The organism is Methylobacterium planeticum, assembly GCF_008806345.1.
In the GTDB taxonomy this organism is placed as follows: Bacteria; Pseudomonadota; Alphaproteobacteria; order Rhizobiales; family Beijerinckiaceae; genus Methylobacterium; species Methylobacterium planeticum.
In genome coordinates this window covers 51559-71377 of the sequence record NZ_VZZJ01000025.1, presented here as the reverse complement: position 1 = coordinate 71377, position 19819 = coordinate 51559, and the positions used below count along the sequence as shown (strand labels likewise).

Sequence of the window (19819 nt, the reverse complement as noted above, 5' to 3'; positions counted from 1 at the left end):
CATCAGCTTCGAGCGCCCGTAGGGGTTGATCGGGTCGGGCCTCAGGTCCTCCGGCACCGGCACCCGGGAGGGCTCGCCGTAGACGGCGGCGGTGGAGGAGAAGATGACGTGCCGGACGCCTTCGCGCACGGCGGTCTCGATCAGCGTGCGGGTCTTGGCGGTGTTGGCGAGGTAGTAGCCGAGGGGGTCGGCCACCGAGTCCGGCACCACGATCCGGGCGGCGAAATGCGCGAGGGCGTCGATCCCGTGCCGGCGGATGGTCTCGGCGACCAGCGCCGGGTCGGCGACGTCGCCGACCACCAGCTTGACCTCGGGCGGAAGGGCCCAGTCGAAGCCGGTCGAGAGGTCGTCGAGGACGACGATCTCCTCGTGCCCCGCATCCTGCAGCGCCAGGACCATGTGGCTGCCGATATACCCGGCACCGCCCGTTACCAGAACCGCCATCGTCCGCCCACCGCTCGCTGCAACTCTTCGGCGAGCATAACGCAAAGCTTCGGTGTTGTTGATGAGAAAGGTCAGGCCGCGGGCGGGGGGCGAGGCTAGGCGCGTTCCGGGACCGTGCTATCTTTGAGCTTGAGCATTCCACCCGTCCCACCTCATCTCCAGGTCGTACTCGATGAAACGCATCCGCAAGGCCGTCCTCCCGGTCGCTGGCCTCGGCACCCGCTTCCTGCCTGCCACGAAGGCCGTCCCGAAGGAGATGCTGACCGTGGTCGACCGGCCGGTGGTGCAGCACGTGGTGGACGAGGCGCGGGAGGCCGGCATCGAGCACTTCATCTTCGTCACCGGCCGCGGCAAGGCGGTGATCGAGGACCATTTCGACATCGCCTTCGAGCTCGACCACATGCTGCAGGAGCGCGGCAAGCAGGCCGCCTACGAGGCGCTGAAGCAGGACCTGCCGCAGGCCGGCCAGACGAGCTTCACCCGGCAGCAGGCCCCCCTCGGCCTCGGCCACGCGGTCTGGTGCGCCCGCGAGATCGTCGGCGACGAGCCCTTCGCGGTGCTGCTGCCCGACATGCTCAGCCGCGGCTGCATGGGCCAGATGCTCGAAGCCTACGACCGGCACGGCGGCAACGTCATCGCGGTGGAGGAGGTGCAGCCCGAGGAGACGCACCAGTACGGCATCGTCAGCGTCGGCGAGACCTTCGGCCAGACCTTCGAGATCACCGGCATGGTGGAGAAGCCGAAGCAGGGCACCGCACCCTCGAACTTCATCATCTCGGGCCGCTACATCCTGCAGCCCGAGATCTTCGGCATCCTGGAGCACGGCGAGAAGGGCGCGGGCGGCGAGATCCAGCTCACCGACGCGATGATCAAGCTCGCGGCCCAGCAGAAGTTCTACGGCATGCGCTACGAGGGCCGGACCTACGACACCGGCTCGAAGCTCGGCTTCCTCACCGCCAACCTCGCCTACGCCCTGCAGCGCGAGGACCTGGCGGGTCCCCTCAGGGCCGAGATCGCGCGCCTCCTCGGGGAGGCCTGAGCACAACTTGCGCGAGCCGGTGCGCTCGCAACTCAATTGCGCCCGACGCGGTCGTGCCATGCGCCCGGAGCGGCCTCGGCGGTTCGGAAGCCGCTTGCATTTTGTGCGGCGCACTTTACTTTGTGCATTGCGGGATCGCGATGGCGTCGCGGTCCAGCAGCCCTTCTTGGGCGTTTCCTCCCTAGACTTCGGGCCGCTCCTTCGGGAGTGGCCTTTTTTCTTGCGCGCAGGCGCTCGGGACGACGCGCGGGGGACGGGCAGGGGAGCCGGCGCTACTCGGCGGCCATGCGGCGCGCGCCGAGATCGGCCGCCTCGCCCGCCACCGTCACCACCAGGGCGCGGAGCGCCTGGACCAGCGGCTCGAAGCCCGCCGTCACCGCGAGCGTCGTCTCGTTCATGTAGAGCGCCCGGTTGATCTCGATCTGGAGGGCATGGCGCCCGACATTCGGCTCGCCGTAATGCTCGGTGATGAAGCCGCCCGCGTAGGGCTTGTTGCGCACCACCCGGAAGCCGGCCTCCCGCAGGGTCTCCTCGACGACGTCGATCAGCGCCGGCGCGCAGGCGGTGCCGAAGCGGTCGCCGAGGACGAAATCCGCCTTCCCCTCCGGGTCGCGCCCGAGGCTTGAGGAGGGCATCGAGTGGCAATCGATCAGGATGGCGTGGCCGAACTGGCGCGCCGTGCGCTGGATCAGGCCGCGCAGCGTCCGGTGGTAGGGCTTGTAGAGGCGCTCGATGCGCGCCACCGCCTCCTCCACGGCGAGGCGCGCCCCGTAGATCTCCTGCCCGTCCGCCACCACCCGCGGCACCGTGCCGAGGCCGCCCGCCACCCGCATCGAGCGGGTGTTGGCGAAGGGCGGCAGGCGCCCGTCGAACATGCGCGGGTCGAGCTCGTAGGGCTCGCGGTTCACGTCGAGATAGGCGCGGGGGAAGTTCGCCCGCATCAGGGGCGCGCCGAGGCCGACCACGGGGGCGAACAGGCGCTCCACATGCGCGTCCTCGGAGCGCCGCAGCGCCAGGGCGCCGAGGCGGGACGAGGCGAGGAACGAGGCCGGGTAGACCGAGCCGGAATGCCCCGTGTTGAAGACGAAGGGCAGGGTGTGGGCCGCGGGCTCGTCCACGGCGAAGGCCGGGGCGAAGCCGAAGGCGTCGGTCGCATCATCCGGGTGGGGCGCTGTCATCGGGGCGCGGGCGCCTCTCTGCGGGGAGGGAAAACCGTGTCCCACATTGGTGCGTCGCGCCGGTGCTGTCCACTGCGGCGGCGGACGTCGCAACCCTGCATCGGTGCGGCACGGCACCGGGCGCGGCCGCCAAATCCTAACACCTTGTTTACCAAATCGTCCCTTTATGAAATGAACACAGCGACTCAAGGGCTCGGAACCGTCCGATGAAGATCCTCCTGGCCGAAGACGACAACGACATGCGCCGTTTCCTGGCGAAGGCGTTGCAGAATGCCGGCTACGACGTCCTCTCGTTCGACAACGGGCTGTCGGCGTATAATCGCCTGCGGGAGGAGCCGTTCGAGCTGCTCCTCACCGACATCGTGATGCCGGAGATGGACGGGATCGAGCTGGCGCGCCGCGCCACCGAGCTCGATCCGGACATCAAGGTCATGTTCATCACGGGCTTCGCCGCGGTGGCGCTGAACCCGGACTCGAAGGCCCCGAAGGACGCCAAGGTCCTGTCGAAGCCCTTCCACCTGCGCGACCTCGTCAACGAGGTCGAGAAGCTGCTCGCCGCCTGAGGCGGATCGCGGGCGGAGCCCCGGCGATCCGCCCGAGACGAACCCGCCCCCGCGCATTGCCGCGCCCACGTGGCGGCCCCGCAATAGGAACCGGCCCGCGGCTTGCCTATATGCAGGCGGTCACCCACGGGGCACGTCCACGCGCATGCAGCCTGTCACGATCTACACCACGGCCTGGTGCCCCTATTGCTCGGCGGCGAAGAGCCTGCTGAAGGAGAAGGGCCTCGCCTTCCAGGAGATCGACGTCGAGAAGACGCAAGGGGCGCGGGCCACCATGGTCCAGCGCGCCGGCGGCCGCACCAGCGTGCCGCAGATCTTCGTCGGCGCGACCCATGTGGGCGGCTGCGACGACCTCTACGCCCTGGAGCGCGCGGGCCGGCTCGACCCGCTGCTGCGGGCGGAGGCCGAGGCGGGCAAGATCGAGGCGGGCAAGGCCGATGCCTGAGCCGCGCTTCGTCGCCGCCTGCGTCCAGATGCGGTCCGGACGCGACCCGCTCGTGAACCGCGACGCGGCGGTGGCCTCCGTGCGCGAGGCGGCGCGCGCCGGGGCGCAGTACGTGCAGACGCCGGAGATGACCTCGCTGGTCGAGCGCAGCCGCGCCAGCCTGTTCGAGAAGGTCGGCCCCGCCGAGAGCGACCCGACGCTCGCGGCCCTGCGCGAGGTGGCGCGCGAGGCCGGGATCGCGGTGCAGATCGGCTCCCTCGCGGTGCGCAACGGCGACAAGGTCGCCAACCGCGCCTTCCTGATCGACGCCGCGGGCGAGGTCCTGGCCTCCTACGACAAGCTCCACCTCTACGACGTCGACCTGCCGAACGGCGAGAGCTGGCGCGAATCCTCCACCTATACGGGGGGCACCTGCGCGGTGGTGGCGGACCTGCCCTTCGCGAGCCTCGGCCTCGGCATCTGCTACGACATCCGCTTCCCGGCCCTCTACCGGGCGCTCGCGGAGGGCGGCGCCACCGTGATGACCGCGCCCGCCTGCTTCACGCAGCAGACCGGCGAGGCCCACTGGCACGTGCTGCACCGGGCCCGCGCCATCGAGACGGGCTCCTTCATGATCTCCGCCGCGCAGGGCGGCCACCACGAGGACGGGCGCGACACCTACGGCCACTCCCTCATCGTCGATCCCTGGGGCCGGGTCCTGGCGGATGCGGGCGGGGCTGAGCCCGGCATCATCCTGGCCGAGATCGACCTTGCCCGCGTGACGGAAGCGCGCGGGCGCATCCCGGCCCTCGGCCACGCCAAGCCCTTCACGGTGACGCGCGTGGGACGAGAGGCCTGACTCGCGCGTTCACCCAGCATCATGATCCGATACGCCCTCGTCTGCGAGGCCGGCCACGGCTTCGAGAGCTGGTTCCCGTCGAGCGACGCCTACGACGATCAGGCGGCGCGCGGCCTCGTGAGCTGCCCGTTCTGCGACTCGCCCCGGGTCGCCAAGAGCCTGATGGCGCCGGGGATCGCGCGCACCGACCGCGGGCGGGCGCCCGTCCCGGGCGAGCCCGCGCCGTCGCCATCGCCGGCCCCGGTGCCGATGATCGCCGAGCCCGAGCGCCGGATCCGGGCCCTGCTGCGGGCAGTGCGCCAGCACGTGGTCGACACCGCCGAGCATGTCGGCCCGCGCTTCCCCGAGGAGGCGCGCAAGATCCATTACGGCGAGGTCGACAGCCGCCCGATCTACGGCGAGGCCAGCCCCGACGAGGCCCGCGCGCTGATCGACGAGGGCATCGACGTCGCCCCCCTGCCGCCGCTGCCGGACGACCGGAACTAGCGGGCGGACGATGGCCTGGGCCGGGTCCGGACGGCGATCGGGTTCGCCTCCGCGAGGGTCCGGGCGAGCACGCGCCGCCGGCGAGCGCGCGCCGCCGGCGCGCCGAGGACGGGCGATGCGCCGGTCCTACCGTGGGACCTTTCCTACCGTGGGGCCGGTCCTACCGTAGGGCAAGGGGCCGCGACGGCGCCGGCGATCCCCGCGACAGGGCCGCCGTCCCGGCGAGCGAGGCCAGCACCGCCGCGATCACGGCGTTCCAGCCCGCGAGCGAGATCCCGAGGAAGCGCCAGGCGGCGGTCGAGCAATCGACCACCCGGGTGGTCTTGAGGGCATCCAGGAAGTCGCCGACGGCGCCGGGATTCGGGCCGCTGCCGCCGCCGCAATCGCTCGGGCCCGGCCAGAAGCCCCATTCGGCGCCCGCGTGATAGGCGCCGAGGCCCGACCCGTAGAGCAGGACCAGGGCGACGAGGCCGAGGGCGAGGCGCGACAGGCGCTCCGGCGCCGCGACGGCGATGCCCGCGAGCGGGATCGCGAGGTAGTAGGGCACCCGCTCGGTCAGGCAGAGCTTGCACGGCACGTAGCCGAGGACGTGCTCGAACACGAGGGCGCCGCCGACCGTCAGGGCCGCCCCGAGGAGGACCAGGAGGGCGGCGGCGCGGCGGCCCCCCGGCAGGCGCGGCGCCGTCACAGCAGCACCTTGAACAGGACGAAGCCGAGGAGGATCACCGCCACCGCGATCGCCGCCACCACGTTCAGGTGCCGGTCGAGCACGCCGCGGATCTGCACCCCGTAGCGGCCGAGGAGCCCGGCCAGGATGAAGAAGCGCGCGCCGCGCGTCACCACCGACAGCAGCGTGAACCAGAACAGGCTGTAATGGGCGAAGCCCGACGTGATGGTGACGAGCTTGTAGGGGATCGGCGTCAGCCCCTTCAGGAGGATGACCCAGTGCCCGTACCGGGCGTAGGAATCCTGGAAGCCGACGGCGGAGTTCTGCAGGCCGTAGAGCCGGAACAGCCACTGGCCGAGGGAATCGAACAGCAGCGCCCCGATGGCGTAGCCGAGGAGCCCCCCCGCCACCGAGCCGACCGTGGCGATCAGCGCGTAGAACCAGACCCGGTCCGGCCGGCTCACCGCCATCGGCACCAGCATCGCGTCGGGCGGGATCGGGAAGAACGAGCTCTCGGCGAAGGCCACCGCGCCCAGCGCCCAGGGCGCCGAGGGCTTGCCGGCGAGCGCCATTATCCACTCGTAGAGGCGGCGGATCATCGGGGTCTTGGGTCCGGTGTGGAAGGAGCGCCGCCCTTTGAGCACACCCGGGCGATGCTGGGAAGCGCGGGCGCCCGGGTCCGCCGGAGGGGCTGCCCGCGCGGGCTCCCGCGCAGGGTCCCTCGAAATACCCCCTTGGCCCGGCCCGCGATCCTGTGCGAAGAGGCGCAGGACGCGGGTATGGCGGAATTGGTAGACGCGGGCGACTCAAAATCGCCAGCCGCAAGGCGTGGGGGTTCGATTCCCTCTACCCGCACCATCCCCACCGCGCGCCTCACCGCGCCCCGTCGAGGAACCGCCGGATCCAGCCGCCGACCCGCGCGGAATCGTGCGGCCGGTCGAGGGAGGCCAGAGCCGCCCGCCCGAATGCCGGATCGGCCTCGGCCGCCCGGTGCCCGGCGACGAGGGCCCGGGCGAAGTCCGGCTCGAATTCCGGATGGCACTGGAAGGAAAGGGCGGCCCGGTCCCCGTACAGGAGCGCCCCGTGCGGCGTGAAGGCGCTGCCGGCCAGCGTGCGGGCGCCCGGCGGGCGGTCGACCACCTGATCCTGATGGCTCACCGGCACCGCGATGGGGTCGCGCGAATCGAGGAACGGCGCCGTCTCCGCCACCGCGTAGGCGTGGAGGCCGAGCCCCCAGCCCTTCTCCGACGGCACCACCCGCCCGCCCCAGGCCTGCGCCATCACCTGATGCCCGAAGCAGAGGCCGACGACGGGACGGGCGCGGTCGAGGTCCCGCAGGAACCCGATCAGCGCGCCGATCCAGGGATCCGGATCGTAGGCCCCCGCGGGCGAGCCGGTGATCAGGTAGGCTGCATGCGCCCCCGGCTCCGGCAATTCCCCCCGATCCGTCAGGAAGGTCGCGTAGGCATGGCCCGGGCCGACCAGGCGCTCCACCATGCGGCCATAGCCCGGATAGGCCCCGCCGAGGCGCGCCGGCGGCCGGCCCGTTTCCAGGATCGCGATCTTCATGGACCCGCACTCATCCGGCATTCGGGGCGAGGATATGGCGGGTTGGTCCGACGGCGGGCCGTCGCGGGGGGGCCCGAGGCGACGGGATCGTGCGGCGCATCGCGCTTCTCCGGACGCGGTCGCCGATGGCGGGGTCTCTCTCTCCCGTCCGAGGGGGTGCCGTTGCGCTGCCAGCGCTTGCCGATTGATCCTCCGGGAACCGCAGCGCCCCACCTCTCCCGTCCGGGAGAGGTCGAGTGCGCGACATCGGACCGGGTGAGGGGTGCGACCTCTCCGGACAGCGCGCCTCACTCTCCCCGGTCCCCTCCGCGGGCAGACCTCTCCCGCACCGGAGGGGGTGCGCCGCGCCATCCGGGCCGGATCCGGCACCGGGAGGTCAGGCCGCGCGCAGGCGGCGCGGGGGTTTCGGGCGGATGGTCATGGGGTTGCCGCGCCAGACGATGGCGCTGCGGAGCCAGGCGCCGGCCCAGATCGCCGGGAGCAGGGCATCCCGCGCCAGGAAGGCGAGGAGGAGGCGGGGGGAGCGGTGCCAGCCGGCCCGGACCGCGAGGGCGTACTCGGCGCCGTACCAGGCGAGGGCGAGGGCGCAGAGGCCGAGCGCGGCGGGCAGCGTGCCGGCCGCGCCTCCGGCGAGGCCGAAGGGCAGGAGCGGGCCGGTGCCGATCTCCGGGGCGAAGAAGAGCGGGAAGGTGACCCGGCGCAACCGCGCCCAGCGCAGCTGCCGCGACCAGACCTCGCCGAGGCTGCGGCGCCCGAGCGGCTGCTCGAAGGGCGATTCGACGAGGTGGACCCGGCGGCCGGCGCGGCGCACGAGCTTCGTCGCGGCGGCGTCCTCGGCGATCTCGGCGGCGAGCGCCCGGATGCCGCCCCGCGCCTCCAGGAAGGGCCGGTGCCAGAGCATGCTCTTGCCCTGCGCGAAGCCGAGGCCGAGGGCCTCGCCGGCATATTGCCAGCGGGCCTGCAGGGTGTTGAGGAAGGCGCACTCGACCTCCGCCAGGAAGCCGTCCGGGCGGGTGCCGACCGGCGTCGAGCAGACGAGGCCGGTCTCGGGCCGCCACGCCGCCTGCAGGCGCTGCAGGTAATCGGGCGGCATCAGCACGTTCGAATCGGCCAGCACGATCCAGTCGTGCCGGGCCGCCTCCCAGCCGCGCACGCAATTGTTGAGCTTCGGGTTGTCGCTGATCCGCTCGTCGCCGACGAGGATGCGGGCCGGCACCCCGGGATGCTGCGCGATCAGCCGGCGCAGGAGCGGCCGGATCGGATCGCCCGCATCCGCCACGCAGAAGATCAGCTCGTAGGCCGGGTAGTCGAGGCGGAAGCCGCGGCTCAGCATCTCCTCGCTGAAGGCCTCGATCCCGCGGACCGGGCGCACCAGGGACACCGGCGCGCCGGCCGGGAAGGTCGAGGCGCCGCGGCGCGCCCCGAGGCGCCGGGCCGCGAGGGCGAGGCTCGCGAGGTTGACCAGGGTGAGCAGGGCGCAGAGCGACAGGGCCAGCAGGGTGCCGGTCTCGACGGTGCCGCTCATGCGGGGTCTCCTCCAGAAGGCGCGGGCGGCGGGCCCGCGGCGCGCGGACGCGCCCTTCGCCCATCCGGCCGAGGCCCCTAACAGCCGCGCCATATCAGTCGTATGACACGCGCCGGACCGCCCCTCGGCGTCCCGCGCTACAAGGACCCGCCCGCCCGTGCCGATGCCCGCGCGCCCCGCCGCCCCCGGAGACCCGGCGTGACCCCGCCGATCGTCTATCACCCGGCCTACCAGGCGAGCCTGCCCGAGGGCCACCGCTTCCCGATGGGCAAGTACGGGCAGCTCGCGGCGCGGCTCACCGAGCGCGGCCTGGTGCCGGCGGGGTTCGTCACGCCGGAGCCGGCCTCCGCCGCCCTGCTCGGCCTCGTCCACGATCCGGCCTACGTGGCGGCGGTGCTGGCGGCCGCGGTGCCGCGGGCGATCGAGCGGGAGATCGGCCTGCCGGTCGATGCGGGGGTGGCGCGCCGCGCCCGCGCCTCGGCGGGGGGCACCCTCGCGGCGGCGCGGCTCGCCCTGGCGCAGGGCCTCGCCGGGAGCGCGGCGGGGGGCAGCCACCACGCCCGGCGGGCCCAGGGCGCGGGGTTCTGCATCTTCAACGACGTGGCGGTGGCGGCCCGCGCCCTGCAGCGGGAGGGGGCGATCGGCCGGGCCCTGGTGGTCGATTGCGACGTGCACCAGGGCGACGGCACCGCCGATTGCCTGGTCTGCGCCCCCGACCTCTTCACCCTCTCGATCCACGCCGAGAAGAACTACCCGGTGCGCAAGATCGCGGGCGACCTCGATATCGGCCTCGCGGACGGGCTCGGCGACGCGGCCTACCTCGCGGTGCTCGCCGGGCGCCTGCCGCCGCTCCTCGACGCGCTGGCGCCCGACCTCGTGTTCTACAATGCCGGCGTCGACCCGCACCGGGACGACACGCTCGGGCGCCTCGCCCTGACGGATGCGGGCCTCGCCGCCCGCGACCGCTTCGTGATCGCCGCCGTGCGGGCCCGCGGCATCCCCCTGGTGGCGGTGATCGGCGGCGGCTACGGCAGCGACGCGGCGGCGATCGCGGCCCGCCACGCCCTGGTGTTCGAGGCGATGGCGGCCGAGGCCGGCCCCTAGGCCCCGGGCAGCGCCCGCGCCTGCGCCTCGAGGGCGTCGAACAGGCGCGCCAGGTCCGGCCCCTCGAGCTGGTGGAACCCGAGGGAGCGGCTGAGCATCAGGCCGAGGATCGCGAAGACCAGGGCCGACCCCGCCCCCGGGCGCGCCTCGACGCCCTGCATCTGCGCCAGCCGCTCGGCCAGGAAGGCACGGAAGGCCGCCACCGCCTCGGCGTTCTCGGCCGAGGCGATCAGGAGGGAATCCGGGAAGCCGCACTCCTCCGCGTAGACGTCCCGCGCATGCGCGATCAGGGCGAGCGGCAGCGCCGCCGGGCCGTCCGGCTGCGCCGTCGCCCGGGCGGCGATGCCGTCGATCATCCGCTGGACCTTGCGGGCCGCGAGGGCCGTCACCAGCGCGTCCTTCGAGGCGTAATGGTGCAGCACGCCGCCCTTGCTCAGGCCCGCCTCCGCCGCCACCGCGTCGATCGTCAGCGTGCGGCTGCCCGAGCGGCGCAGCAGCGCCTCCGCGGCGTCGAGGATGATCTCCGGCCGATCCTCGCGCCGGCTGCGCGCCTTGGTCATCCCGTTCCCGTTAAAAACCGTCTGGACGGTCGGTAACATAGCCTCTATGCCTGCCCGGCGATAGGCCCGAATCGAGGTGTGAGACGTGCCAGCCCAGGGAAAACCGGATCGTGCGCGCTGGCGTACCGGCCCGCTCCGCCTGCTCCTGCCCCGCGCCGCGCTTCTCGCCGCGCCCTTGGCCGCGCTCCTGGCCGCGCTCCCGGCCGGGCCGGCCGCCGCCGCGGAGCAGCCGCTCGCCGCCCGGACGCTGGTGCGCACGGTCACGGCCAAGCCGAGCCAGATCGCGGCCGACATCGTGATCACGGGCGACATCCAGGCCCAGGCCCAGACCAACGTGGCGTTCCGGACGAACGGCAAGATCGCGGCCCGCCTCGTCGAGGTCGGCGACCACGTCACCGCCGACCAGGTGCTGGCGCACCTCGATCCGCAGGAGCAGCGGGCGAACCTCGACAACGCCCGGGCGGCGCTGACCTCGGCCGAGGCGCTGCTGACCCAGGCCAAGCTCAACTTCAAGCGCCAGGATTCGCTCCTCGCCAGCGGCTACACCACGCGCCCCGCCTACGACAACGCCGAGCAGCAGCTGCGCACCACCCAGGCCGCGGTGGAATCGGCCCGGGCCGCCCTCGGCACGGCCCAGGAGCAGTTCTCCTACACGGAGCTGCGGGCGGGGGTGGAGGGCATCGTCCTCAGCCGCTCCCTCGAGGTCGGCCAGGTGGTGCAGTCCGGCCAGTCCGTGCTCGTCCTGGCCCAGGACGGGGCCCGCGACGCGGTCTTCAACGTCTACGAGGCGCTGCTGGCGACGCCCCCCGATTCCAAGACCGTCGAGATCACCCTGCAATCCGACCCCGCGGTGGCCGCGGCCGGCACGGTCCGGGAGATCTCCCCGAGCGTCGACCCCGCCTCCGGCACCGTCCGGGTCAAGGTCGGGATCGCGCAGACCCCCGCGGCCATGACCCTCGGCTCGGTGGTGATCGGGCGCGGCCGGTTCGGCCCGCGCGAGGCCATCGTGCTGCCCTGGTCGGCCCTCTACCGCTGGAAGCGCAAGCCCGCCGTCTGGGTCCGCGACCCGGGCACCGGCACGGTGTCGCCCCGCCTCGTCGTCATCGACCGCTACGGCTCCGACAGCATCGCCCTCGATTCCGGGATCGCCCCGGGCGAGGAGGTCGTCATCGCGGGCATCCAGTTCCTGCGCCCCGGCCAGACCGTGACGGTGGCCGCCGCCGAGCAGGGAGCCGCGCCATGAGCCCGTCCCGTCCCAGCGAGGTCGCCTCCGCGAGAGCCGACCGGGTCAGGATCGCGACCTCTCCGGAGAACGCGCATCCCTCGCCCCAGCCCTCTCCCGCACGGGAGAGGGGGCGCGGCGCGCTGCCCGCGCCATTCGCAGCGCCCGGGAATGACGGGGTGGAGCGCCCCACCTCTCCCGTCCGGGAGAGGTCGAGTGCGCGGAACGCGCACCGGGTGAGGGGTGCGACCTCTCCGGAGACGTCGCCTCCCTCACCCCAACCCTCTCCCGGCCGGGAGAGGGGGCCCGTCGCGGCCTGCCGGGCACGTCACGCCCTCGCCCTCCTCGCCGCGCTGGCGCTGGCCGGTTGCCAGGCGCAGGAGAAGCAGGAGGCGCCCCCCGTGCGCCCGGTGCTGTTCACGGTGGCCAGGCCCGTGGTCGCGGCGATGTTCGGTCCCTTCGCGGGGACGGTCGAGCCGCGCTACCAGTCGCAGCTCGGGTTCCAGATCGGCGGGCGCGTGGTCGCCCGCGACGTCACGATGGGCGACATCGTGCGCAAGGGCGAGCGCCTCGCCGCCCTCGACCCGATCGTGCCGCGCTTCGCCCTGGTGCGGGCGGAGGCCGACGTCGCCGATGCCCGGGCCCAGGCCGACAATGCCGGGGCCACCGAGGCGCGCACCCGCCGCCTGATGGAGGGCGGCAACGTCACCCAGGCGCAGCTCGACAGCGCGGTCGCCAACCGCGACACCGCCCAGGCCCGCCTGGCCCAGGCCCAGTCGAGCCTGCAGAAGGCCCGCGACCAGATGGGCTACACCGAGCTGAAGGCGGATTTCGACGGCGTCGTGACCCAGCGCATCGCCGAGGTCGGGCAGGTGCTGAGCGCCGGGCAGGCCGTCGTCACCGTGGCGCGCCCCGAGGAGCGCGAGGCGGTGGTCGACATCCCGGAGGACCTCGCCGGGGCGATGCCGAAGGACGGCCGCTTCACGGTCTCGCTCCAGAGCGCCCCCGCGGTGACGGCGCTGGGCCGGGTGCGCGAGGTCGCGCCCTTCGCCGACCAGATGACCCGCACCCGCCGCATCCGGATGACCCTGGAGGCCCCGCCCTCCGCCTTCCGCCTCGGGGCGACCATCACGGTCTCCCTGTCGCGGCCGACGGAGGAGCGCTTCCCGCTCCCCGCCACCGCGCTCCTCAGCGAGGGCGGCCGCGACAGCGTCTGGATCGTCGACGCCGCCGGCACCGGCGTCACCCGCCGCGACGTCACCGTGGCCGAGCGCGCCCCCGAGCGCGTGGCGATCAGCGCCGGGCTCGCCACCGGCGAGCGCGTCGTCGTCGCCGGCGTCCATTCCCTGAGCGAGGGCCAGGTTGTGCGGCTCTCCGACGAGTCCTTCTGATGCCCGATCCGCGCGACACCGCCGGCCGCGACCCGTCCGGCCGGACCCCACCCGGAACCCGAGGCTTACCCGGGCCGCAAGCGGCGCCCGAGACGGAGGGCCCGGCCCGGTTCGGGTCCGGCTTCAACCTGTCCGAATGGGCCCTCGGCCACCGCTCCTTCGTGTGGTTCCTGATGGCCGTCTGCCTCGTGGCCGGCGCCCTCGCGTATCGGGGACTCGGCCGCGAGGAGGACCCGCCCTTCGCGATCAAGACCATGATCGTGCAGGCGAACTGGCCGGGCGCCACCATCGGCGACACCCTCGATCAGGTCACCGACCGGATCGAGAAAGAGTTGCAGCAGGTCAACGCCCTCGACTACGTGCGCAGCTACACCACCCCGGGCCAGACCACCGTGTTCGTGCAGCTGCGCGACACCACCAAGCCGAACGAGATCCAGCCCGCCTTCTACCAGGTGCGCAAGCGCATCGGCGACATCCAGGGCACCTTCCCGCAGGGGGTCCAGGGCCCGTTCTTCAACGACGAGTTCGGCGACGTCTTCGGCAACGTCTACGGCTTCACCGCCGACGGCCTGACCCACCGGCAGCTGCGCGACTACGTCGAGGGCGTGCGCACCGAGGTCCTGAAGGTGCCCAATATCGGCAAGACCCTGCTGCTCGGCACCCAGAAGGAGACGATCTACCTCGATTTCGCGACCCGCAAGCTCGCGGGCTTCGGCATCGACCTGCAGGCCCTGATCCGGACCCTGCAGGCCCAGAACGCGATCTCCCCCTCGGGCGTGGTCCAGGCCGGGCCCGAGCGGGTCTCGGTGCGGGTGAGCGGGCAGTTCAGCTCCGAGGAATCCCTGCGCGACATCAACCTGCGCTTCAACGACCGCTTCTTCCGGCTCTCCGACGTCGCCGAGATCAGCCGCGGCTACGAGGATCCGCCGGCCGCCCTGTTCCGGGTCGACGGCAAGCCCGCCATCGGCCTCGCCATCGCGATGCGGCCGAACGCCAACCTGCTGCATTTCGGCGAGGACCTGAAGGCGCGGATGCGGCTGATCGAGGCCAAGCTCCCGATCGGCGTCGGCATCCACCTGATCTCGGACCAGCCCCGGATCGTCGAGGAGGCGGTGGGCGGCTTCACCCAGGCGCTGATCGAGGCGGTGGTGATCGTGCTCGCGGTCAGCTTCATCAGCCTGGGATGGCGCGCCGGCCTCGTGGTCTCGATCTCGATCCCCCTCGTCCTGGCGATCGTCTTCGTGGTCATGCAGATCATGGGGGTGACGCTGCAGCGCATCTCGCTGGGCGCCCTGATCATCGCGCTGGGCCTCCTCGTCGACGACGCGATGATCACCGTCGAGATGATGGTGGCGCGCCTCGAGCTCGGCGAGAACCTCAGGAAGGCCGCGACCTTCGCCTACACCTCGACCGCCTTCCCGATGCTGACCGGCACCCTCGTGACCGTGGCGGGCTTCCTGCCGATCGGCTTCAACGGCTCGTCGGCGGGCGAGTACACCTACTCGCTCTTCGTGGTGATCGCCGCCTCGCTCCTCGTCTCCTGGGTGGTGGCGGTGCTGTTCGCGCCGCTGATCGGGGTGACGCTGCTGCCGAAATCCATGAAGACGCACAGCCACGAGCCGGGCCGCCTCGGCCGGGCCTTCCTGGCGGTGCTCAAGCTCGCCATGCGGTTCCGCTGGAGCACGGTGCTGATCTGCGTCGCCCTGATGGGCGCCTCGATCTTCGGCATGACCCACGTGCAGCAGCAGTTCTTCCCGTCCTCGGACCGGAACGAGGTGCTGGTCGACTTCACCCTGCCCCAGAACGCCACCATCACGGAGACCCGGGCCCAGATGGACCGGTTCGAGGCGGGCCTGAAGGGCGATCCCGATATCGAGCGCTGGTCCTCCTATGTCGGGCAGGGCGCGGTGCGCTTCTACCTGCCCCTCGACCAGCAGCTCGCCAACGCCTTCTTCGGCCAGGTCGTCGTGGTGACGAAGTCCCTCGAGGCCCGCGACCGGGTGATGGCGCGCCTCGCCGAGCGCGGCAAGCGCGACTTCGTCGGCACGGACGTGTTCGTGAACCCGCTCTCGCTCGGCCCCCCGGTCGGGCGCCCGATCCAGTACCGCCTCAGCGGGCCCGACATGCAGGTGGTGCGCGAGCAGGCCCTGGCGCTCGCCGACATCGTGGCCTCCGACCCGCATGTGGGCGTGCCGACCCTCGACTGGAACGAGCCCGGCAAGGTTCTGCGGGTCAAGATCCTGCAGGACAAGGCCCGGCAGCTCGGGGTGACGAGCCAGGACATCGCCTCGATCCTCAACGGGGTCGTGGGCGGCAGCGCCATCACGCAGGTCCGCGACTCGATCTACCTCGTCAACGTGGTGGGCCGCGCCCGCACCGTGGAGCGGACCTCGCTCGACACCCTGCAGAGCCTGCAGGTGACCCTCGCCAACGGCAGCGTGGTGCCGCTCCTGGCCTTCGCCAAGATCGACTACGACCTCGAGCAGCCGATCGTCTGGCGCCGCGACCGGGTGGCGACGCTGACCGTGCGGGGCGCGATCATCGACGAGACCCAGCCCCCCACGGTGGTGGCGGCCCTGAAGCCCCGGATCGACGCCTTCGTGACGGCGCTGCCCGAGGGCTACGCCCTGGCGACGGGCGGCGCCGTCGAGGAAGCCGCCAAGGGCCAGGGCCCGATCGCCGCGGTAGTGCCCGTGATGCTGCTCACCATGGCGGTGTTCCTGATGATCCAGCTCCAGAGCGTGCAGAAGCTGTTCCTGGTCTTCTCCGTGGCGCCGCTGGGGCTGATCGGCGTGGTGCCGGCGCTGCTCATCCCCGACAAGCCGATGGGTTTCGTGGCGATCCTCGGCATCCTGGCGCTGGTCGGCATCATCATCCGCAACGCCGTGATCCTGGTGAGCCAGATCGAGGAATGCGAGGCGGAGGGGCTCGGGCCCTGGGACGCCGTCGTGGAGGCGACGCGCCACCGGATGCGGCCGATCCTGCTGACCGCGGCGGCGGCGAGCCTCGGCATGATCCCGATCGCCCGCGAGGTGTTCTGGGGGCCGATGGCCTACGCGATGATCGGCGGCATCATCGCCGCCACCTTCCTGACCCTGCTGTTCCTGCCGGCCCTCTACGTCGGCTGGTACCGGATCAAGGCACCGCCGCGCGCGCGCGCGCGCTGACCCGCTCCGGCGCGGGCGAGATCTCGGCGGCCGCCTTGGCCGGGGCCGGGGCCGCCGGCGGGATCGCGACGGGCTTCGAGAAGGCCCGCAGGTTGCCGATCAGCTTCGTCAGGAGCCGGACGGTCGCGGCCCGCTCCTCCTCGCTCAGGGGGGCCAGGAAGTTGCGCTCGCGCTCCAGCGCGACCTTCGTGATGCGGCCGTGCAGGTCGAGCCCGGCGGGCGAGAGGGCGACGAGGCGGCGGCGCGCATCGGTCTCGTCGCCGCGCACCAGCACCAGGCCGCGCGTCTCCATCCAGGCCAGGCTGCGGCTGACCACGCCCTTGTCGAGCTGGGCGGCGTTGCAGATGTGGTGGGCCGTGACCCAGGGCTCCGAGGAGAGGCGGTACATGATCCGCCAATCGGTGATGCCGACGCCGAAATGCCGCCGGTAGAAGGTCGAGGCGTTGCGCGTGAGGCTGTTCGACAGGGTCGTCAGGAGCGCCGGCACGTAGACCTGGGGATCGATCACGTCGGTCAGGACCGGCGCCGGCGCGCGGACCTCCGTCGACTTCGTCGCTCGCCCCATCGGTGACACTCTCGATTTCCAGGCCCGGCCGCGGACAGATCGGGCAGACGCTTTGCCGAATCCTGCTCAGAGCCAACATATTAGGGCACATTTTGTTCAGTGTGCAGCGGCATGCGGGCCACATACGCGATATCTGCGCAGGATGGTCAGTGCGGTGCCGTGCGGCACAGGGCCGGGGCGAGGGCGAGGAGGGCCGGCCGGTAGGCCGCGAGGTGCAGGCCGTCGCGCAGCGCGCCGGGGGTGGCGAGGCCCGAGCCGCCGTCGCGCAGCGCCGCGAAGGGATCGGCGAAGCGACAGCCGAGGCGCTCGCACAGGGCCCGCAGCCGCTCCGAATAGGCGCCGACCGCGCCGGGTTCGAGGACGCGCTCGAGGTCGCGCCCGACCGGCGGCAGCGCCGTCACCACGAGGGTGTCGGTGACCTGCATGAGCCGCCGCACGATGCGGGTGGCCGCGGCCTCGAACTGGGCCGCCGCCTTCGGATCGAGGGGGCTGTTCTTGCGCATCAGGTCGTTGGTGCCGATGGTCAGCATCACCGCGCGGGGCCGGCCCCGGAAGCTCAGCGTCTCGACGAGGTCGGCATAGACCGCCGCGCTCGACCCACTGACCCCGCCATTGACCAGTTCGAGCCCGCAGGGCCGCTGGGCCGGAGGCTGCAGCTCCGCCTGCGAATCGCCCGCGAGGAAGACGTAGTCCGGCGGCGCCTCGTCGAGATGGACCTGCACCGCGATGAGCCGGTTCTGGGCATAGGCCCGGGCGCTGAGCACCGGCTTGTGCAGCCCCCAGCCGAGCCCGAACCCCGCCGCGCCGGCCAGGAGCGCGGCGAGCGCGGCGAGCGCCAGGATCGCCGCGCGGCCGGCGCGAGGCGACCGCCTCACGAGGCCGCGTCCCCGCCGTCGTCCCGCGCGCCGCCCGCCCGGTCGACCCGCGCCTCGGGACGCGAATCGGTCGTGGCGTAATAGGGCTTGATGTCGAGGAGCGGCGTCCCGTCGAGGCAGTCGAGGCCGCGCACCCGCAGGGTCGCGCCCTCCCGCCCCAGGAGCTCGACCACCGACAGGGCGATCGGGTTCGGGCGGGCGGGGGAGCGCAGCGAGAACGTCCCGCGGCTGCCCTCCGCGTGCCGGGGCCGCTGGCGCACGAGGTCGCGGTCGGCCCGGTCCATCCAGTAGAGCAGGATCAGGTGGGTCGCCCCCTCGACGTTCTGGAGGCCGGCCGCGAAGCGGGGATCGACCGCGACGGTGCAGATCGCGTCGGTCTGGAGCCCGTTCTTCGGGCAGTCCGATCGCTGCAACCAGGGGGTGCGGACGCGGCCGATGAAGTAGAGGCCGGCATCGAAGCCCTGCGGCAGCGCCACGGCCTCCTCGCCGGGTCGCCGACCTGCGGAATCGTTCATGACATGTTCCATGCTTTCGGCGGGACGCCGCCCGGCCTCGCCCGGCCGGAGCGCAGCGTTTCGGCGAAGTTCGGCCCCGCCGCAACCCCGTCCCGCCCCGCGGCCCGGTCGCGCCCGGCGGGCAGCCGGTGTAGAGCCAGGGCAACCGGACGAGCAGCGGAGGCGGCGGCGTGATCGAGACCGAATTGCGGCCGATGGAAACCCTGGCCGACCCCGCCGTGGCGATCGACCGCCTCGCCGCGCTGCACGCGGGCGCGACCCATGCGCTCCAGGCCGCCCTCATCCGCGTCCTCGCCGGCGGCCCGCCCCCGGATGCCGCCGAGCGGCTCCAGTTCCGCTATCCCGAGCTGCGCGTCACCTACCGGCCGGTCGGGCCGGTGCCGCGCATCAGCCGGGCGACCGCCAAGCTTCAGGTCGGCGGCACCTACGCCACCACGGTGACGCAGCCCGACTATTTCCGCGATTACCTGCTCGACCAGCTCCGCTCCCTCGTGCGCGATTACGGGGTCGGCCTCGAAGTCGGTCTCAGCGCTCAGGAAATTCCCTATCCGTACGTGCTGGAGCCGGGCATCGATCTCAGCGCGGGTCGGGTCTCGACGGCCGAGCTCGCCACCTGGTTCCCCGTGCCGCTGCTCTCCGTCGTCGGCGACGAGATCGCGGACGGGCTCTGGCGGCAGCACGCGGACGAGCCGCGCCCCCTGGCGCTGTTCGACGCGATCCGGGTCGACTACTCCCTGCGCCGCCTCGTCCACTACACGGGCTCCGACTGGCGCCACGTCCAGCCCTGGATCCTGCTCACCAACTATCACCGCTACGTCGACCGGTTCGTGCGCCACGGCCTCGAGCGCCTCGCCTCCGGCGTCGAGGGCTTCGAGCGGATGATCCTGCCCGGCGGGATCGTCATCACCCGGGAGGAGGCGGCGAGCGCCGACCCGGCGGCCGTGATCGCGCGCTCGGACTGGCACCGCTTCCAGATGCCGGCCTACCACCTCGTCGCCCGCGGGCCGGACGGGTCGATGCAGGGCACGACCCTGGTCAATATCGGCGTCGGCCCCTCGAACGCGAAGACGATCACCGATCACCTGGCGGTGCTGCGCCCGCATTGCTGGCTGATGGTCGGCCATTGCGGCGGGCTGCGTCAGTCGCAGACGATCGGCGACTACGTCCTCGCCCACGGCTACCTGCGCCGCGACCGCATCCTCGACGAGCTGGTTCCGCCCGACGTCCCGGTCCCGGCCCTCGCCGAGGTTCAGCTCGCGCTCCAGGCCGCCGCCGCGCAGGTCACCGGCGAGCAGAGCGAGGCCCTGAAGCAGCGCCTGCGCACCGGCACCGTCGTGACCTACGACGACCGGAACTGGGAGCTGCGCTTCTCGCAGGAACGGCGGCGCATCAACCTGTCGCGCGCCATCGGCGTCGACATGGAGAGCGGCACGATCGCCGCGCAGGGCTACCGGTTGCGCGTCCCCTACGGCACGCTGCTCTGCGTCTCCGACAAGCCGCTTCACGGGGAGATCAAGCTGCCGGGCGCCGCCAACGCCTTCTACGAGCGGGCGGTCGCCGAACACCTTCTGATCGGGCTCGCCGCCCTCGACATCCTGCGCGCCGACCGGCACGGGCTGCATTCGCGCAAGCTTCGGAGCTTCGACGAGCCGCCCTTCCGGTGATC

At 72.6% G+C, this 19819-nt stretch carries 20 protein-coding genes and 1 tRNA gene; 11 read left to right on the top strand and 10 right to left on the bottom strand.

From position 1 onward, the window contains the following. Positions 1–444, bottom strand: a 444-nt coding sequence (locus F6X51_RS21965; RefSeq protein ID WP_150965812.1) for an NAD-dependent epimerase/dehydratase family protein, incomplete at its 3' end; no start/stop codon positions are given. 172 nt (positions 445–616) lie between these two features. Here F6X51_RS21965 and galU point away from each other — a divergent pair. Next, entirely contained in the window at positions 617–1483 is an 867-nt protein-coding gene (gene galU, locus F6X51_RS21960; RefSeq protein ID WP_150965811.1) for a UTP--glucose-1-phosphate uridylyltransferase GalU, read from the top strand. Positions 1484–1755: 272 nt separating this feature from the next. Here the strand turns inward: galU and F6X51_RS21955 are convergent, their stop codons facing one another. Then, a complete protein-coding gene (locus tag F6X51_RS21955) occupies positions 1756–2661 on the bottom strand; it encodes an N-formylglutamate amidohydrolase (RefSeq protein ID WP_150965810.1) in 906 nt (301 codons plus the stop codon). A gap of 206 nt (positions 2662–2867) precedes the next feature. On the opposite strand from F6X51_RS21955, the gene cpdR reads away from it, so the two are divergent. From cpdR to F6X51_RS21935, 4 genes are all read left to right on the top strand, one after another. Then, the gene (gene cpdR / locus F6X51_RS21950) at positions 2868–3224 is read left to right on the top strand and encodes a cell cycle two-component system response regulator CpdR (RefSeq protein ID WP_003603128.1); all 357 of its coding nucleotides are present in this window, start codon (positions 2868–2870) and stop codon (positions 3222–3224) included. Between the two features lie 145 nt (positions 3225–3369). Beyond that, positions 3370–3669 (top strand): glutaredoxin 3, encoded by a 300-nt coding sequence (grxC, locus tag F6X51_RS21945; RefSeq protein ID WP_150965809.1) that lies wholly within the window; start codon positions 3370–3372, stop codon positions 3667–3669. Continuing rightward, entirely contained in the window at positions 3662–4507 is an 846-nt protein-coding gene (locus F6X51_RS21940) for a carbon-nitrogen hydrolase family protein (RefSeq protein ID WP_150965808.1), read from the top strand. Before grxC ends, F6X51_RS21940 begins: the two co-directional genes overlap by 8 nt. A gap of 21 nt (positions 4508–4528) precedes the next feature. Then, positions 4529–4993 (top strand): DUF1178 family protein, encoded by a 465-nt coding sequence (locus F6X51_RS21935; RefSeq protein WP_150965807.1) that lies wholly within the window; start codon positions 4529–4531, stop codon positions 4991–4993. Positions 4994–5153: 160 nt separating this feature from the next. Here the strand turns inward: F6X51_RS21935 and F6X51_RS21930 are convergent, their stop codons facing one another. Further along, positions 5154–5681: a disulfide bond formation protein B gene (locus F6X51_RS21930; protein WP_246696944.1), complete on the bottom strand. Its 528-nt coding sequence runs from the start codon at positions 5679–5681 to the stop codon at positions 5154–5156. Beyond that, the gene (locus F6X51_RS21925; RefSeq protein WP_150965806.1) at positions 5678–6259 is read right to left on the bottom strand and encodes a YqaA family protein; all 582 of its coding nucleotides are present in this window, start codon (positions 6257–6259) and stop codon (positions 5678–5680) included. Before F6X51_RS21925 ends, F6X51_RS21930 begins: the two co-directional genes overlap by 4 nt. 174 nt (positions 6260–6433) lie before the next feature. On the opposite strand from F6X51_RS21925, the gene F6X51_RS21920 reads away from it, so the two are divergent. Next, positions 6434–6518: transfer RNA gene (locus tag F6X51_RS21920), tRNA-Leu, on the top strand. A gap of 15 nt (positions 6519–6533) precedes the next feature. Here the strand turns inward: F6X51_RS21920 and F6X51_RS21915 are convergent. Both F6X51_RS21915 and F6X51_RS21910 read right to left on the bottom strand, forming a co-directional pair. Beyond that, positions 6534–7229, bottom strand: coding sequence for a glutamine amidotransferase-related protein (locus F6X51_RS21915; protein ID WP_150965805.1), 696 nt, complete (start codon positions 7227–7229; stop codon positions 6534–6536). Positions 7230–7605: 376 nt separating this feature from the next. Further along, on the bottom strand, positions 7606–8754 hold the full coding sequence (locus F6X51_RS21910) for a ceramide glucosyltransferase (RefSeq protein WP_150965804.1): 1149 nt from the start codon (positions 8752–8754) through the stop codon (positions 7606–7608). Positions 8755–8952: 198 nt separating this feature from the next. Between F6X51_RS21910 and F6X51_RS21905 the strand changes: the two genes are divergently transcribed. After that, positions 8953–9858, top strand: coding sequence for a histone deacetylase family protein (locus tag F6X51_RS21905; RefSeq protein ID WP_246696943.1), 906 nt, complete (start codon positions 8953–8955; stop codon positions 9856–9858). Here the strand turns inward: F6X51_RS21905 and F6X51_RS21900 are convergent. Then, complete coding sequence (locus F6X51_RS21900) at positions 9855–10418, bottom strand: TetR/AcrR family transcriptional regulator (RefSeq protein ID WP_150965802.1); 564 nt, start codon at positions 10416–10418, stop codon at positions 9855–9857. The genes F6X51_RS21905 and F6X51_RS21900 overlap by 4 nt on opposite strands. A gap of 85 nt (positions 10419–10503) precedes the next feature. Between F6X51_RS21900 and F6X51_RS21895 the strand changes: the two genes are divergently transcribed. The 3 genes from F6X51_RS21895 to F6X51_RS21885 all read left to right on the top strand — a co-directional run bounded on the left by F6X51_RS21895 (position 10504) and on the right by F6X51_RS21885 (position 16198). Then, the gene (locus tag F6X51_RS21895; protein WP_407658663.1) at positions 10504–11661 is read left to right on the top strand and encodes an efflux RND transporter periplasmic adaptor subunit; all 1158 of its coding nucleotides are present in this window, start codon (positions 10504–10506) and stop codon (positions 11659–11661) included. A 380-nt stretch (positions 11662–12041) separates the two neighbouring features. Further along, on the top strand, positions 12042–13031 hold the full coding sequence (locus F6X51_RS21890) for an efflux RND transporter periplasmic adaptor subunit (protein WP_407658662.1): 990 nt from the start codon (positions 12042–12044) through the stop codon (positions 13029–13031). A gap of 173 nt (positions 13032–13204) precedes the next feature. Beyond that, positions 13205–16198 carry an efflux RND transporter permease subunit gene (locus tag F6X51_RS21885; protein WP_246696946.1) on the top strand — a complete coding sequence of 998 codons (2994 nt, stop codon included), beginning with the start codon at positions 13205–13207 and terminating at the stop codon, positions 16196–16198. Here the strand turns inward: F6X51_RS21885 and F6X51_RS21880 are convergent. The 3 genes from F6X51_RS21880 to tsaA all read right to left on the bottom strand — a co-directional run bounded on the left by F6X51_RS21880 (position 16167) and on the right by tsaA (position 18153). Further along, positions 16167–16763 carry a MarR family winged helix-turn-helix transcriptional regulator gene (locus tag F6X51_RS21880; protein ID WP_150965799.1) on the bottom strand — a complete coding sequence of 199 codons (597 nt, stop codon included), beginning with the start codon at positions 16761–16763 and terminating at the stop codon, positions 16167–16169. The two genes, F6X51_RS21885 and F6X51_RS21880, sit on opposite strands and share 32 nt — an antisense overlap. Before the next feature lie 146 nt (positions 16764–16909). After that, positions 16910–17638 (bottom strand): SGNH/GDSL hydrolase family protein, encoded by a 729-nt coding sequence (locus F6X51_RS21875; protein WP_246696942.1) that lies wholly within the window; start codon positions 17636–17638, stop codon positions 16910–16912. Next, a complete protein-coding gene (gene tsaA / locus F6X51_RS21870) occupies positions 17635–18153 on the bottom strand; it encodes a tRNA (N6-threonylcarbamoyladenosine(37)-N6)-methyltransferase TrmO (RefSeq protein ID WP_150965798.1) in 519 nt (172 codons plus the stop codon). The genes F6X51_RS21875 and tsaA overlap by 4 nt, the downstream gene beginning before the upstream one ends. Before the next feature lie 170 nt (positions 18154–18323). Between tsaA and F6X51_RS21865 the strand changes: the two genes are divergently transcribed. Next, the gene (locus F6X51_RS21865; protein ID WP_150965797.1) at positions 18324–19817 is read left to right on the top strand and encodes an AMP nucleosidase; all 1494 of its coding nucleotides are present in this window, start codon (positions 18324–18326) and stop codon (positions 19815–19817) included. Positions 19818–19819: the final 2 nt, after the last annotated feature.